Source organism: Ensifer adhaerens, assembly GCF_002007205.1.
Lineage (GTDB): Bacteria > Pseudomonadota > Alphaproteobacteria > Rhizobiales > Rhizobiaceae > Ensifer > Ensifer adhaerens_D.
This window is the reverse complement of record NZ_LAZS01000005.1, coordinates 685,323-699,560: the sequence shown is the minus strand read 5'-3', so window position 1 is coordinate 699,560 and position 14,238 is coordinate 685,323. Positions and strand designations below refer to the sequence as shown.

At 63.7% G+C, this 14,238-nt stretch carries 15 protein-coding genes; 7 read left to right on the top strand and 8 right to left on the bottom strand.

What is annotated here, in order from left to right:
* Positions 1 to 196 precede the first annotated feature (196 nt).
* From XB14_RS07235 to XB14_RS07215, 5 genes are all read left to right on the top strand, one after another.
* A complete protein-coding gene (locus tag XB14_RS07235; RefSeq protein WP_077960958.1) occupies positions 197 to 1,675 on the top strand; it encodes an alanine/glycine:cation symporter family protein in 1,479 nt (492 codons plus the stop codon).
* Complete coding sequence (locus tag XB14_RS07230; protein ID WP_077960957.1) at positions 1,651 to 2,511, top strand: helix-turn-helix domain-containing protein; 861 nt, start codon at positions 1,651 to 1,653, stop codon at positions 2,509 to 2,511. The genes XB14_RS07235 and XB14_RS07230 overlap by 25 nt, the downstream gene beginning before the upstream one ends.
* 64 nt (positions 2,512 to 2,575) lie before the next feature.
* Entirely contained in the window at positions 2,576 to 2,986 is a 411-nt protein-coding gene (locus XB14_RS07225) for a polyketide cyclase (protein WP_077960956.1), read from the top strand.
* 4 nt (positions 2,987 to 2,990) lie between these two features.
* Entirely contained in the window at positions 2,991 to 3,344 is a 354-nt protein-coding gene (locus XB14_RS07220; RefSeq protein ID WP_077960955.1) for a VOC family protein, read from the top strand.
* A gap of 135 nt (positions 3,345 to 3,479) precedes the next feature.
* A complete protein-coding gene (locus XB14_RS07215) occupies positions 3,480 to 4,376 on the top strand; it encodes a hypothetical protein (RefSeq protein ID WP_077960954.1) in 897 nt (298 codons plus the stop codon).
* A 47-nt stretch (positions 4,377 to 4,423) separates the two neighbouring features.
* On the opposite strand, the gene XB14_RS07210 is transcribed toward XB14_RS07215, so the two are convergent.
* On the bottom strand, positions 4,424 to 5,227 hold the full coding sequence (locus XB14_RS07210) for a helix-turn-helix transcriptional regulator (protein ID WP_077960953.1): 804 nt from the start codon (positions 5,225 to 5,227) through the stop codon (positions 4,424 to 4,426).
* A gap of 104 nt (positions 5,228 to 5,331) precedes the next feature.
* Here XB14_RS07210 and XB14_RS07205 point away from each other — a divergent pair, with 104 nt between their 5' ends.
* Positions 5,332 to 6,888 carry an MFS transporter gene (locus tag XB14_RS07205; RefSeq protein ID WP_077960952.1) on the top strand — a complete coding sequence of 519 codons (1,557 nt, stop codon included), beginning with the start codon at positions 5,332 to 5,334 and terminating at the stop codon, positions 6,886 to 6,888.
* A 406-nt stretch (positions 6,889 to 7,294) separates the two neighbouring features.
* Here the strand turns inward: XB14_RS07205 and ccoP are convergent, their stop codons facing one another.
* Genes ccoP through ccoN form a run of 4 tightly spaced genes read right to left on the bottom strand, consistent with a single transcriptional unit; the run spans position 7,295 to position 10,701 of the window.
* Positions 7,295 to 8,158: a cytochrome-c oxidase, cbb3-type subunit III gene (gene ccoP, locus XB14_RS07200; protein WP_077960951.1), complete on the bottom strand. Its 864-nt coding sequence runs from the start codon at positions 8,156 to 8,158 to the stop codon at positions 7,295 to 7,297.
* Positions 8,159 to 8,162: 4 nt separating this feature from the next.
* Positions 8,163 to 8,315 carry a CcoQ/FixQ family Cbb3-type cytochrome c oxidase assembly chaperone gene (locus tag XB14_RS07195; protein WP_034788377.1) on the bottom strand — a complete coding sequence of 51 codons (153 nt, stop codon included), beginning with the start codon at positions 8,313 to 8,315 and terminating at the stop codon, positions 8,163 to 8,165.
* 12 nt (positions 8,316 to 8,327) lie between these two features.
* Entirely contained in the window at positions 8,328 to 9,059 is a 732-nt protein-coding gene (gene ccoO / locus XB14_RS07190; protein WP_077960950.1) for a cytochrome-c oxidase, cbb3-type subunit II, read from the bottom strand.
* A 13-nt stretch (positions 9,060 to 9,072) separates the two neighbouring features.
* Positions 9,073 to 10,701, bottom strand: coding sequence for a cytochrome-c oxidase, cbb3-type subunit I (gene ccoN, locus XB14_RS07185; protein ID WP_077960949.1), 1,629 nt, complete (start codon positions 10,699 to 10,701; stop codon positions 9,073 to 9,075).
* A gap of 187 nt (positions 10,702 to 10,888) precedes the next feature.
* Between ccoN and XB14_RS07180 the strand changes: the two genes are divergently transcribed.
* A complete protein-coding gene (locus XB14_RS07180) occupies positions 10,889 to 11,389 on the top strand; it encodes a hemerythrin domain-containing protein (RefSeq protein WP_077960948.1) in 501 nt (166 codons plus the stop codon).
* A gap of 90 nt (positions 11,390 to 11,479) precedes the next feature.
* Here the strand turns inward: XB14_RS07180 and XB14_RS07175 are convergent, their stop codons facing one another.
* From XB14_RS07175 to XB14_RS07165, 3 genes are all read right to left on the bottom strand, one after another.
* Positions 11,480 to 12,058 (bottom strand): GNAT family N-acetyltransferase, encoded by a 579-nt coding sequence (locus XB14_RS07175; protein WP_077960947.1) that lies wholly within the window; start codon positions 12,056 to 12,058, stop codon positions 11,480 to 11,482.
* A 164-nt stretch (positions 12,059 to 12,222) separates the two neighbouring features.
* Entirely contained in the window at positions 12,223 to 12,933 is a 711-nt protein-coding gene (locus XB14_RS07170) for a PAS domain-containing protein (protein ID WP_077961914.1), read from the bottom strand.
* 368 nt (positions 12,934 to 13,301) lie between these two features.
* Positions 13,302 to 14,231: a lipid A biosynthesis lauroyl acyltransferase gene (locus tag XB14_RS07165; protein WP_077960946.1), complete on the bottom strand. Its 930-nt coding sequence runs from the start codon at positions 14,229 to 14,231 to the stop codon at positions 13,302 to 13,304.
* Between the last annotated feature and the right edge of the window lie 7 nt (positions 14,232 to 14,238).

Here is a 14,238-nt window from a genome sequence, read left to right as displayed (position 1 = left end):
GCACCAGCTTTTGCCTGATTTGGCGGCCGAAAACGTTGATCTGTGTCAAGTTTGCGGGCTAAAGCGCCAGCATGCGGCGAAAGGTCCAGGCGCTCGAAAGAGACACCAGGCTCAAAAGTAGTAAACGGCCTTTCCCATCCGATCCGCACCGCGGTTCGCCACATCACCACACCTTGCAATACCAATGAGGAACCGCATGGACACGATCATCGGCTTTCTGAACACGATCTTTTGGGGCTACGTGCTGATCTACGGCCTGCTCGCCGTCGGCATCTACTTCACCCTGCGCCTCGGCTTTCCGCAGATCGTGCATTTCGGCGAGATGTTCCGGGTCTTGAGCAGCGGCGGCTCGAAGGATGCGGCCGGTATCAGCCCGTTCCAGGCGCTGACCGTCAGCCTCGCCTCGCGCGTCGGCACCGGCAACCTCGCCGGCGTTGCCGTTGCGCTCTATCTCGGTGGTCCCGGTGCCACCTTCTGGATGTGGATGGTGGCGCTCGTCGGCATGGCGACGGCTTATGCGGAAAGCGCGCTGGCGCAGCTCTACAAGGTGCGCAACGAAAACGGTCAATATCGCGGCGGTCCCGCGTTCTACATCGCCCGCGGTCTCAACGCGCCCTGGGCGGCGACGATCTTCTCCGTCTGCCTGATCCTCTCCTTCGGCCTCGTCTTCAACGCCGTGCAGGCCAATTCCATCGCGGACGCCGTCCAGGGTGCGTTCGGTGTGCCCAAGATCGCCGTCGGTATCGCGGTTGCGACCATCTCCGGCATCGTCATCTTCGGCGGCATCCGCCAGATCGCCCGCGTCGCCGAAATCGTCGTGCCCTTTATGGCGATCGCCTATCTCCTGACCGCGATCTACGTGCTCGTCGTCAACGCGTCGATCGTGCCGAGCGTGCTGTGGACGATCATCTCCAGCGCCTTTGGCCTGCAGGAAGCGGCAGGCGGTGTCGCCGGCGGCGTCACGGCCGCGATGATGAACGGCGTCAAGCGCGGCCTCTTTTCCAACGAAGCCGGCATGGGTTCGGCCCCGAACATCGCGGCCGTCGCAACGCCGGTGCCGCACCATCCGGCGTCGCAAGGCTTCGTGCAGTCGCTTGGCGTCTTCATCGACACCATCCTGATCTGCACCGCGACCTCGGTCATGATCCTGCTGTCGGGCACCCTGGAGCCGGGCTCCGGCGTGACCGGCACGCAGCTGACGCAAGCGGCCATGAACGTGCATATCGGCTGGGCCGGCAGCTACTTCATCGCGATCGCGATCTTCTTCTTCGCCTTCACCTCGATCATCGGCAACTATTCCTATGCGGAGAACGCACTGACCTATCTCGGCGGCGCCAATCGCCTCGGCGTTCTGGTCATGCGCTCAGCCGTGCTCGTCATGGTCGTCTGGGGCGCGTCCGAAAGCATCACCACCGTGTTCGACGCGGCCGATGCTTCCATGGGCCTGATGGCGACGATCAACCTCATTGCCATCGTGCTCCTCTCCGGTACCATTGCCAAACTGACGAAAGACTATTTCGCCCAGCGCCGGCAGGGTGTCGACCCCGTGTTCCATGCGGCCGACTATCCCGAACTGCAGGGCCAGATCGACGGCGAGATCTGGAGACGCGAAGAGGCGATCGGCACGGACCGAAGCGTGGAGGACAAGGCATGGACGGCTCCCGCGGGCCGCTGAGACCGACAGAGCCGGCATTGGCAGAACCGACATTGGCAAGGCCGAGATTGGCAAAGCCGATACTGGCCAAGCAGCGCGGCATCTATCGCGAGCGTGCCGCACCCCAGGTTCTTGGCCGCCACGTCGAATGCCTCTGGCGCCACCAATTGCCGAAGGGGCCGACCGCACCCATCGCGGTCGTGCCCGACGGCTGCGTCGACATCCTCTGGTCGACGCACGGCCTCGTCGTTGCCGGGCCCGACCGGGTCGCCGCCTTCCCCGTCATCGCTCCCGGCACTGACATCATCGGCCTGCGCTTCCGCCCGGGTGTCGCCGCGTCGTTCCTGCGAACATCGCTTTCTGAGATCGTGGGCGAGGTTGTCCCGCTCGACGCCTTCTGGGGGCCTGCCGCGCGCGAACTCGAAACGAGGATGCAGGACGGAGCCGATGCGGACCGCCGCGCGGACGTGCTGGCGGAGGCGGTGCTGCGGTGCCTGCCGGCCGCTTCTCCGCCATCAGGCGATATCGTCGCCACCCTCGCCCATCTGCGGCACGGCCATCAATCGACCGACAACCCCATCCGCGCATTGGCGGCAGCCACCGGCACAAGCGAACGAACGCTAAGGCGCCGCTGCCACGAGCATTTCGGCTATGGCGCCAAGACGCTCGATCGCATCCTGCGCCTGCAGCGTTTCCTTGGAGCATGCCGAAAGGAGCCCTCCGCCGCGCTCGGTCAGCTCGCGCTCGATGCCGACTATGCCGACCAGGCGCATCTGTCGCGCGAGGCCAGGCAGCTGACCTCGCTCTCCCCAGCCGAAATCCGCCGCCAGCTCAGTGGCAACCGGAAGGCGGCCTGACTGGCCGTTTCGTTCAAGACCGGTCGGGCGACCCGTGCTACTCCGTCATGCAGGAGAACAAAGCATGGCAACACTTGAGGCAAAGATCGTTCACATCACCATCGACCGCGACTGGCGCGAGGTCTATGCCTTCATGGCAAGCCCCGAAAACATGCCGCGCTGGGCCTCCGGCCTCTCGTCCGGCCTGACGCGCGAGGGCGATCACTGGCTGGCCCCGGGACCACTCGGCAACGCCCGCGTGCGTTTCGCGCCCGTCAACGACTTCGGCGTCGCCGATCACCTCGTCACGCTCGAAGACGGCACCGAAGTCCACAATGCGTTGCGGGTCGTGCCGAACGGCGACGGTGCGGAGGTGATGTTCACGCTGCTGCGCCAGCCAGGCATGAGTGCGGAACAATTTGCCGGCGACGCCGGTTGGGTGACGAAGGATCTCGCCACCTTGAAATCGATCATGGAATCCGGAGAAGACAGGTAGAAAAATGGGTAACAAGGGCAACGACAGCCGCATCGACTATGTCGAATTCAACGTCTCCGACATCGCCGTCACCAAGGCCTTCTACGGCAGCGCCTTCGGCTGGACCTTTACCGACTACGGCCCGGAATATTGCGAATTCCAGGACGGCCGGCTGACCGGCGGCTTTACCACCACCGGCCCCGTCGGCAGCGGCGGACCGCTGATCATCCTCTATGCCGACAAGCTCGAGGATATGCTCGCCCGCGTCGAAAAGGCCGGCGGCAAGATCGTCAAACCGATCTTCACCTTCCCCGGCGGCCGCCGCTTCCATTTCTCCGATCCGGATGGCTACGAACTGGCGGTGTGGTCGGCGCAGTAAATTGCCGGGAGGGTCAGGCCTGGAGGGTGGTGGCCCTACAACCGCACCGCTTCCCTGTGGACACGCCCTCCCGCTTTACGCCGGGTTAATCTCTACACGTCAGAATTGCGCGCGAAACAAGAAGGGCGCGAAAGCATGGCCGGCACGCACGATTTCCTGAAGAACTCCGTCATCATCGGCGCCCATCCCGATGACGAACTGCTGTGGTTCACCTCGATCCTCCGAGAAGTCGATGAGGTGATCATCCTTTACCGCGACATCTGGTCGGAACCGCAGATGGGCGACGCGCGCGCCGCTGCAATCAACGCCTATCCGCGCGGCAATGTGCGCTTCCTTGAAATGGAGGAAACCGGCTCCTTCGATTGCGCCGACTGGACGAACCCGAAGACCGGCCCCTTCGGCATGGAGTTCGGCACCGAAGGCACGCGCCGCGAGGCCAAGCGCATCGTCAAGAAATCGCTGTCGCAGATCATGCCCGGCAGCTTCCGCCACTCGACCCGGCCGATTGCCCAGGCTTACCGCGACAATTACGAGACGCTCTATCGCGCGCTGCTGCCGCGGCTCAAACCGGACATGAACGTCTTCACCCACAATCCCTGGGGCGAATACGGCCATGAGGACCACGTGCAGGTCTTCCGCGTGCTCGACCGGCTGCGCGACGAGATCGGCTTCAAGCTCTGGATGTCCAACTATTGCACCGAGCGCTCGATGCCGCTCGCCATGCAATATTTCAGCCGCAAGCCGCAGGATTACGTCCGCCTGCCCGCGGACAAGGGCTTTGCCGAGCAAGTCGCCAACATCTATCGCCAGCACGGCTGCTGGACCTGGCGCGACGACTGGGTCTGGTTCGACGACGAATGCTTCATGGAAGCGCCGCGCAGTAAACCCGAAGGCGGCGGCTTTCATCTCCTGCCGATGAACCTCTTCAACTTCGGCACCGTGGTGCGGAGGCCGGTCAACACGCCGCTGCTTCTCGGCACCGCGCTCTCAAGCGTCGTGGTCGGCGCAACGATCGCGGCGGCTCTCGAATAAACGAAGTGCAAGAGGACCGTGCTTTGCCCGCCGCTTCGGCGGTGCCTTCAGATGGGGGTCAGCTCAGCGAAGTAGACCACCATGCGCAAATGCCGGTGCTCGTCCACCACCAGCGTCTCATGACGGAAACTCAGGCGCTTGGCCGCGGCATCGATCAGGGAACCGATCCCGCGCCGGGCCTCGTCACCGCCAGGGGCTGCCCACCAGCGCCTGAAATCGGCCGACAGGTCCTTCAGGCTTTCAACCAGGGCCAGCATCGACGGATCATCCGGGGCCACGGCAAAATCGTAGCGGAACTGGGCAAGCAGCTTCGGCGCGTCCTCGCGCCACGCGGGCATGCGCCGTCGCATCTCGGGATCGGCAAACACCATCTGCAGGATGTTGCCAAGCTCCGGCTGCCGGGCGCTAAAGCCGAACAGAGCGTCTGCCGCAGCGTTCCAGGCAACGACATCCCAGCGCAGGTTGATCACATAGGCCGGCCGTGTGGTCAGTTCATGCAGCAGCTGCTGGATCAGCGGCGAGACCGAGACGCGATGATGCGCCTCCGGCGGCGGCGGCCGCTTGTGGGCAAGCAGGAACAGATGGCTGCATTCGGCGTCGTCGAGCCGCAGCGCCCGCGCCACATTCAGCAGGAACGCCTCCGACACTTTGATGTCGCGCCCCTGCTCGAACCACGTGTACCAGGTGAGCCCGACACCGGCGAGCGCTGCCACCTCCTCCCGCCTGAGGCCCGGGGTGCGCCGCCGCCCGGTGAAGGCAAGGCCGGCATCGGCCGGCGTCAGCTTCGCCCTGTGTCTCGTCAAAAACTCCGACAGCTCGTTCTTGCTTCGCTCAAGACTTCGTTCGTTCACGCTATTGCTCTGAGTAATAGGATAACTACTTAAATTGTAACAGGATGATTATGCCCTGAAGATGTGGTCTCCGCAACCAGCCCAAGCGAAGACGGAGGCCACTTTTGACAATTCTCAGCGACCGACCATCCCACCTCACCGACCATGCCGATCCCGGTGAAACGCGCGCGGGCCTGCGAGAATGGGCCGGGCTCGCCCTGCTCGCGCTCCCCACCATCCTGCTCGGGCTCGACCTGACGCTGCTGCATCTCGCTTTGCCGGCGCTCGCGGCGGATCTGAAGCCCACCAGCACCCAGGCGCTCTGGATCGTCGATGCCTACGGCTTCATGATCGCCGGCTTTCTGATCACCATGGGAACGCTCGGCGATCGCATCGGTCGCCGCAAGCTCCTGATGCTGGGCGCGGCCGCCTTCGGTGTCGCCTCGGTGCTTTCGGCCTATTCCACCAGCGCCACCATGCTGATCGTCGCGCGCGCAGCCCTCGGCGTTGCCGGCGCAACGCTGATGCCGCCGACCCTGGCGCTGATCAGCAACATGTTCCTGAACCCGCACCAGCGCGCGCTTGCGATCGGCGTCTGGGCCACCATGTTCGCGCTCGGCATGGCCGCGGGGCCGATCGTCGGCGGCATCCTGCTCGAACGCTATTGGTGGGGTGCTGCCTTCCTCGTCGCACTGCCGATCGTCGGGCTGCTGCTGATCGTCGCGCCGCTGCTGCTGCCGGAATACCGTGCCCCGCAATCGGACCGGCTGGACATGGCCAGTGTGGCGCTGTCGCTGGCGGGGCTGCTGCCCATCGTCTACGGCATCAAGCAGATCGCCAAGGATGGCATCGGGCTCGGCGCCATGCTCGGCCTTGCCGTCGGTCTGGTTGCCACGCTCCTCTTCATCCGGCGCCAGCGCCGGCTGCGAAGCCCGCTCATCGACCTCGACCTCTTTTCCGACCGCGCTTTCCGCACCGCGCTGCTGATCCTCCTGATCGGCCTGACGGCTGTCGGCGGCACGATGCTGCTCGTCACCCAGTATCTGCAACTTGTCGTCGGGCTTTCTCCGCTGTCGGCGGGCCTCAGAATGGGCCCCTCGGCGCTCGCCATGCTTTTGGCCGGCATCACCGCACCGCTCATCGCCAGGCGCTTCGGCCCCGGCCCCGTGATCGCGGCGGCGCTGGCGCTCTCCGTGGTCGGCTACCTCCTGCTCGCCCAGCTCGGCCATACGCCATACGGGGTCGGGCTGGTAACCGCCGCATTTGCGCTCGTCTATCTCGGCCTTGGAACCATTGCCGCGCTTGGCACCGATCTCGTCGTCAGTGCAGCGCCCGCCGAAAAGGCCGGATCGGCCTCGGCCCTCTCCGAGGTGGTGCAGGAACTCGGCCTTGCCGTCGGCATCGCCACGCTTGGCAGCCTGACGACGGCGGTCTATCGCGCCGAGATGGCCGGGCAGACGGAGGCTGCCGGCGAGGCCGGGCACAGACTGTCGGACAGCCTCGCCGGCGCCGTATCCGTCGCGGCCGAGCTGCCGGCGGGAATGCTGGAGCAAGCCCAGGCCGCCTTCATGACCGGCTTCAACGCAGCCGCCGCCGTTTGCGCCGTCGCCATCGCGATCATGGCGACGCTGGCAGCGGTGGCATTACGGAAGCCTGGCTCCGGCAAGGCTGCGAAATCGTGAGAGAAATGCCTGTCCGCCGGTGCTTCCTTGACGGCTCCTCCCCTTGCCATCGCCGGCCAGCGGCACAGCCATCCGTCAACGACAAAGGCCGCATCCTGCGACGCGGCCTTCTTGATTGCATGGAATAGAGCTGCCCCTCACTGTCCTGCCGGACATCTCTCCCCGCCTGGCGGGGAGAGAGACGCTGGACGCACCCTTCCGGCCGGCATCAAGCTTGAAAAGACTGAGTGGCTTGGCCCCCTTAAGAACGTCGTAGGCGACTCCATCGCCAACGTCTTGGATCTGGCGAGGCCGGTGCGGTCTGCGCCCTTCTCCCCGCTTGGCGGGGAGAAGGTGCCGGCAGGCGGATGAGGGGCAGCCCCCTCACCGCGCGGAGGGGCAGCCTCAACCGCAATGCCGATGAGCCCTACTCGCCCCCACCCAGCGAATGCACGAAGATGGCGAGCTGCTTGACGGTGGTGTCGCCGAGGCGCGGCAGCCAGGCGGGCATGACGCCGTGCTTCGGCGCCTTCATCTGGGCGACGATCGCCTGTTCGCTCGAGCCGTTCAGCCACAGCGCATCGGCTAGGTTGGGCGCGCCGAACTCGCGGTTGCCCTTGGCATCGGCGCCGTGACACGAGGCACAGTTGGCCTCGAACACTGCCTTGCCCGGCTCCACGAGAGCGGCATCCGAAGGCGTGCCGGTGAGGCTGACGACGTAAGCCGCCGTCTGCTTGATCTCTTCCGGCTGCAGGATCTCCGCGAAAGACGGCATTTCCGAAACGCGGGTGTCGTCATCGCCGTTGTAGCGGATGCCGTGGGCGATCGTCTGGTAGATTTCCTCGGGCTTGCCGCCCCAGAGCCAGTCGTCGTCGTTGAGGTTCGGGAAGCCGGCAGAACCGGCCGCACCCGAGCCGTGGCACTGGGCGCAGTTGACCTTGAAGGCCGAGGCGCCGCCCGAAACGGCAAAGTGCTGCAGCTGAGGATCGGCCATGATGTCGGCGAGCGAGCTCGACGCGATCTTCTCGAGGTTGCCGGCCTGCGCCGCCTTGGCGCTGGCAAGCTCCGCACTGACCTCGGAGCGGCTCGAATAGCCGAGCACGCCCTTGGTCGCGTCGGTCAGAAGCGGCACCGCCGGATAGACGATCATGTAGCCGACCGCCCAGACGATGGTCGCGTAGAAGGTATAGACCCACCAGCGCGGCATCGGGTTGTTCAGCTCGCGGATACCGTCCCATTCGTGGCCGGTGGTCTCGACGCCGCTGATTTCGTCGACGTGTTTGTCCGCCATTCTATTAATCCTCCTTCAGGGGGATGGCTGCGGCATCATCGGCCGCCTTCTTGGCGCCGGGCCGGAAGATGAAGGCGACGACGCCGAGGAAGAAGAGCGTCATCGCAAGAAGCGCCCAGCTATCGGCGAACTGGCGCATGGCCGTGTAGGTTTCCATGTGCTGATCTCCTTAGCGATAACCGGTGGTGTCGTCGTAGGTGGAGAAGTCGACCAGCGTGCCGAGCATCTGCAGATAGGCGACAAGCGCGTCCATCTCCGTCAGCTTCTGCGGATCGCCGTCGAAATCGCCGAGCTTGGCCTTCGGATAGCGGCCCTCGACGCCTGATGTGTCGGCGTTCGGGTCTGCCTGCGCCTTGATGTCGGCAAGCGCGTTGTCGATCATCTCGTCCGTATAGGGAACGCCGACAGCCTTGTTCGCCTTCAGGTTCGCGCCGATGTTGTTCACGTCGAGCGGCGTCGCCTTGAGGAAGGCGTAGCTCGGCATCACCGATTCCGGCACCACCGAGCGCGGCTCGATCATGTGCTGCACGTGCCACTCGTTGGAGTAGCGGTCGCCGACGCGGGCGAGATCCGGCCCGGTGCGCTTGGAGCCCCACTGGAACGGATGGTCGTACATGGATTCCGCCGCCAGCGAATAGTGACCGTAGCGCTCCACTTCGTCGCGGAACGGACGGATCATCTGGCTGTGACAGACATAGCAGCCTTCACGCACGTAGATGTCGCGGCCGGCAAGCTCCAGCGGCGAATAGGGCCGCATGCCTTCCACCTTCTCGATGGTGTTTTCGAGATAGAACAGCGGCGCGATTTCCACGATGCCGCCGACGGAGACGACGAGCAGCGAGCCGACGAGCAGCAGTGTCGCATTGCGTTCGAGTGTCGCGTGTTTGTCGAGAATGGACATTCTCTATGCCCTCCTATTCCGCAGCCTTGAGCGCGGGCGTCGCACCGAAGATCGGGGCTTCATCGCGCACGCGGCCGAGGATGGTCATGGTTACGTTGAAGGCCATGAGCAGCGCTCCGGCGAGGAAGAGTGCGCCGCCAAGGGCACGCAGCACGTAGTAGGGAACCATGGCCGCGACCGATTCCGCGAAGGAATAGACGAGGAAGCCCTGGTCGTCGTATTCGCGCCACATCAGGCCCTGCTGGATGCCGGCGACCCACATGACCGCCGCGTAGACGACGATGCCGAGGGTGGCGAGCCAGAAGTGCCAGTTGACCATGCGCACGCTGTAGAGGCGCTCGCGGTTCCACAGCTTCGGAACGAGATAGTAGATCGCGCCGAAGGTGATGAGGCCGTTCCAGCCGAGCGCACCCGAATGCACGTGGCCGATGGTCCAGTCAGTGTAGTGGCTGAGCGAGTTGACCGTCTTGATCGACATCATCGGACCTTCGAAGGTCGCCATGCCGTAGAAGGCGACGGCCATCACCATCATGCGGATGATCGGGTCGGTACGGATCTTGTCCCAGGCGCCCGAAAGCGTCATCAGGCCGTTGATCATGCCGCCCCAGGAGGGCATCCAGAGCATGACCGAGAACACCATGCCGAGCGTCTGCGCCCAGTCGGGCAGCGCGGTATAGTGCAGGTGGTGCGGGCCTGCCCAGATGTACATGAAGATCAGCGACCAGAAGTGGATGATCGACAGGCGGTAGGAATAGACAGGGCGGTTGGCCTGCTTCGGGATGAAGTAATACATCATGCCTAGGAAGCCGGCCGTCAGGAAGAAGCCGACGGCGTTATGCCCGTACCACCATTGCGTCAGCGCGTCCTGCACGCCGGCAAAGGCCGAGTAGCTCTTGGACCCCAGGAAGGAGACCGGAACCGCCAGGTTGTTGACGATGTGCAGCATCGCGATCGTGACGATGAAGGCGAGGTAGAACCAGTTGGCCACATAGATATGCGGCTCCTTGCGCACGAGCAGCGTGCCGAGGAAGACCGCGAGATAGGCGACCCAGACGATCGTCAGCCACAGGTCGACATACCATTCCGGCTCCGCATATTCCTTCGACTGGGTGATGCCGAGCAGGTAGCCGGTGGCGGCCATGATGATGAAGAGCTGGTAGCCCCAGAACACGAACCAGCCGAGATTGCCTCCGAAGAGGCGGGCACGGCTGGTGCGCTGAACAATGTAGAAGGACGTTGCTATCAGCGCGTTACCGCCGAAGGCGAAGATGACCGCCGAGGTGTGCAGCGGCCGCATGCGGCCGAAGTTGAACCAGGGCTCGATGTTGAGGTCCGGGAAGGCAAGCTGGAGCGCAACCACGACGCCGACGAGAAAGCCGACAACGCCCCAGAAGACGGTGGCGATCACGCCGTACTTGACCACCTCGTCGAAGTATTCCGACTGGGGTGGCGGCGGTGATGCCCTGCCCGCGGAAGCCGGGCTGAACTCGATGCGGCGCATCAGCATGACGGTGCCGGCAAGAAGCACGAAGAACAGCACCCACATATGGGCTTCGAAGTGCCGGTCCTGTGCAAACCCGGCGCCAATAAGCGCCAGGAAAGCACCGACCCCGAGCAGGATCATCTCGAATGTGTATTTCATGGTTGGGTCCCCAACTTGGTCCGAACGCACGCGACAACACCCCGAAACGAGGGGTGTCACCGCAGCTTGCCGGAAAGTGTCAGAATCGGGGCGGTCTGGCCTTGATTCAGATCAAGGCTCACCCACCTCGTTTGGATCATCCTCGGCAAACAATAGGGAGCGCCGTGGGAGCTGGCGTCTGAAGCCGATGAAAAAGACTTTTGAAGAGGGACGGATCCGCAGCCGGCTGGATGCAGCCCCCCGGCAGCCGCCGGTGGCCGAGCCATTTGCCTGGCTTGCCCGCGCCCATGAGGAGCAACTGGCGCTTTGTAATTGCCTGGAGGAGATCGCCGACAGCCTGCCGGCGGAAATCGACCGGCAGAAATGCGTCTATGCCGCCAGGGTTCTGGAGCCGCTGATCCGCGAGATGCATTCGGGTGAGGAAAACCTGGTCTTCCCCTGGATCGAACGCACCTACCGCGGAGATCCGACGCTTGGCGCCACGCTGGAGCGGCTGAAATACGAGCACTGCGAGGACGAGTGCTTCGCCGAGGAACTTACGGAAATGCTGGAGCGGCTGGGCGCTGCCGACGAGACGGTGAATGCCGAGACCGCCGGCTACATGCTGCGCGGCTTCTTCACGAGCCTCAGGCGGCACGTCGGCTTCGAGCAGGAATGTCTTCGCAGCATCACCGCGCCGGCTGGTTAACAGGCGCGTCCGCAGTGACGGCCCGACGAGAGTTGGCTGCCGATGTGCCGCGATCGTCGGATGATTGAACCGACGCCATTGGGCGTCAGATCATGCTTCGCTCCGCATCTTCCCGTCGTGATCGTCCCAATCGCTGCGCCGCAACGTCGTGACGTGCTCGATCGTCTGCCTGCCATCAGCCATGCAGCGGCTGGCGACTTCAGCGACGCGCCGATACCCCAGCTTGCGCTGCATCGCCCAGGATTTTTCGTTGCCGTTGAAGTAACCGTTGACCAGCATTGTCAGGCCCAAATCGCGAAAGGCGAAACGGATCTTTGCCGCGAACGCTTCGCGTCCATAGCCGCGCCCCTGATAGAGATTGGCTATCCAGATTCCGCCCCCGCCTGTCCCGGCTTGCCAGTCAATCTTGTTGAGGCTGACCCCGCCGATCAGCAGTCGCTCGGATCTGAGCTCGACCGCAAATTCGTAGGCGGCCGGCCGAGTGCTCGCGTTAGAAATCTCCCGGCACCGACTGACCCAATCCTCGGCATGTGAAGTCGAATAGGGGTGAGGAACGAAGGCGAGCCATTTTGCGAGCTCGAAATCGTTCAAACCGAGCGTGAGGTGTTCGATGTCCTTCTCACTCCAGGGACGGAGGATAAGGCGCGGCGTTTCTATTCTGATCCCCACGACGCTGCGGCTCCTTCAATCGGCCCTGTGCTGAAGAGTGTTCACGGCGCTCGATCCTGCGCAGGACCTGCTTGGGCGACGAGCCCCGCATCAGCGGCTGGCGCGCTTGGCTCCACCGCCGGGTCGAGTCCGAAGCAGGCAGAATTCAGGACAGCTGGGAACGACTAGGCCGCAATCGCGCGGCGGCGGTCCGCATGCTCCTGGATCACCAGGATGGCGCCGATGAGCTTGCCGGTGCTCGACATGCACGGCGTCAGCCGGCAGCGCACGACGACCGTGCGCGCGTCGACCGTCTTGGCGAAGGTGTAGTCCACCACCTCGCCGGCGAAACACCGGTCGAGATAGGATTTCACCCGAAGCTCGAACCGCTGGATGCCGATGAACTCGACGATATGCCGGCCGATCAGGTCCATCGGGCGGCTTTCCAGATGCTCGGCATTGCGCGGATTGGTGTAGAGGTAGCGGTAGTCGGGCGTGATCACCGCCAGCCGGTCCGGGAAGCTGTCGAGGATCGCCTCGTTGAGCAGTCCTTCATCCGCCCTGCCCTTGTTCGGCTGCGCCGGCAGGCGCTCCAATTGCAAATCTGACAGGTTCTCCGCGCCCGTCGCCGCGAAATAGCGGTTGATCAGCGATTGCAGCAGTTGCGAATGGCGCAGCACGCAGGAGATGTCGTCGGCTTCGACGCGCAGGATGTCGATCAGGAACTGGAACTGAAGCCGGGCGTCTTCGACGCTCACCGCCTTTTCGTCGTAGACGGATCTCAGGATCGGATCCAATTCGCGATCCAGAATCCCGATCAAATGCTCGTCTGCCGTCCGTACGGCATACTGCAGCTGCGAATATTTGAACCAGAACAGCTCAATCAGTGCGTTCAATTCGAAACCCCAATTCCCCACGGCAAAGCCGCTTCGATGCACTTACAATTCAGGCGCGGATGCTCAGGACACTGATCTGGTTCTTGACGTTTCCCCCACCGGTTCCGTTTGAAACCGCAGCGCTCAGGCCATCCAAAGCGCTTGCAGTCTCATTCGCACGCAACTGGTACAAGTTTACACTCATTGCGATAGCGTTCAACAGCAGAAAGAAAAACTTAACGTTTACGCACGTTTTCAAAGGGGAACCGGCACGGATGCCCGCCGTGCAGGGAAAAACGCAAAAGCCCGGCAGGTGCTGCCGGGCTTGCGGAAACGTCAGGCGGCCTTGCGCAGAACGCCAGCAGGCCCAGGGAAAGTACTGAAGAGAATCAGTCTTTCAGGTAGCGCTTGATGTGCCAGCGGTCGTGATACCAGAGCCATTGGCCCGGATATTCCCTGACCCAGCTTTCGACCTTGTCGTTCAGCACCTGCGCCGTGGCGGTGACGTCGACGCTGCCGTCGGCCTTGCGGGGGATGGCGATCGCCGGTTCGATCTCCAGCCGGAAACGGCCGCCCGGCAAGCGGATGCAGCGGGCCGGATAGACCTCGCAGTTGAACTGGCGGACGAGCTTGGCGAGCAGCGGGTTGGTCTGCACGTCCTGGCCGAAGAACTTGGTCTTCAGCCCCTTGCGGAACTTCTGGTCGACCAGCACGCCCACCCCCTGGCCGCGTTCCAGCTGGCGGGCAAGCGCAAAGGAGGAGCCGGCATGCGACGGCACGAGCTTGCCCATGCGTTCGGCGCGGAAGTTGAACACCTTTTCGGCCACATAAGGGTTGTTGGGCGGGCGGAACAGCACCGTCACGTCGAGACCGAAGGCGGAGCCGGCAACCGGCAGCATCTCGAAATTGCCGCTGTGCGCGGTAAAGACGATGAACGGGCGCGGGTTGTCGCGAAGCTCGAGGAACAAGGGAATGCCCGACACCTCGATACGGCCGGGCGTCGTGCGCTCCGGGTCGAAGTCGAAGAGACGGTCGAGAAACACGTATTCGGCCGCCATGCGGCCCATGTTGCCCCAGCTTTCGAGCGCGATCTCCTCGATCTCCGCCTCGCTCTTTTCCGGAAAAGCGTTGCGCAGATTGGTGAGGGTCAGCTTCTGCCGGCTGGTCTTGGGACCGATGAAGCGTAACGCGCGATCCATGAAGCTGATCGCGCCGTCGGCGGGAAACATCTTCAGGATCGTCAAAAGCAGAAACACGAACTGCGCAATCAGCCACTGGCGGAAACGATCCGCCGCCAGCACCAGCCGTGTGATCACCATGCGCACG

What these genes read in the sequence shown, in the direction of transcription:
- XB14_RS07225 (WP_077960956.1), top strand. Translation starts at nt 2,576, where the DNA reads ATGGCAACACTTGAGGCAAAGATCGTTCACATCACCATCGACCGCGAC.
- XB14_RS07220 (WP_077960955.1), top strand. Translation starts at nt 2,991, where the DNA reads ATGGGTAACAAGGGCAACGACAGCCGCATCGACTATGTCGAATTCAAC.
- XB14_RS07235 (WP_077960958.1), top strand. Translation starts at nt 197, where the DNA reads ATGGACACGATCATCGGCTTTCTGAACACGATCTTTTGGGGCTACGTG.
- XB14_RS07180 (WP_077960948.1), top strand. Translation starts at nt 10,889, where the DNA reads ATGAAAAAGACTTTTGAAGAGGGACGGATCCGCAGCCGGCTGGATGCA.
- ccoO (WP_077960950.1), bottom strand. Translation starts at nt 9,059, where the DNA reads ATGTCCATTCTCGACAAACACGCGACACTCGAACGCAATGCGACACTG.
- ccoP (WP_077960951.1), bottom strand. Translation starts at nt 8,158, where the DNA reads ATGGCGGACAAACACGTCGACGAAATCAGCGGCGTCGAGACCACCGGC.
- ccoN (WP_077960949.1), bottom strand. Translation starts at nt 10,701, where the DNA reads ATGAAATACACATTCGAGATGATCCTGCTCGGGGTCGGTGCTTTCCTG.
- XB14_RS07230 (WP_077960957.1), top strand. Translation starts at nt 1,651, where the DNA reads ATGGACGGCTCCCGCGGGCCGCTGAGACCGACAGAGCCGGCATTGGCA.
- XB14_RS07165 (WP_077960946.1), bottom strand. Translation starts at nt 14,231, where the DNA reads ATGGTGATCACACGGCTGGTGCTGGCGGCGGATCGTTTCCGCCAGTGG.
- XB14_RS07215 (WP_077960954.1), top strand. Translation starts at nt 3,480, where the DNA reads ATGGCCGGCACGCACGATTTCCTGAAGAACTCCGTCATCATCGGCGCC.
- XB14_RS07195 (WP_034788377.1), bottom strand. Translation starts at nt 8,315, where the DNA reads ATGGAAACCTACACGGCCATGCGCCAGTTCGCCGATAGCTGGGCGCTT.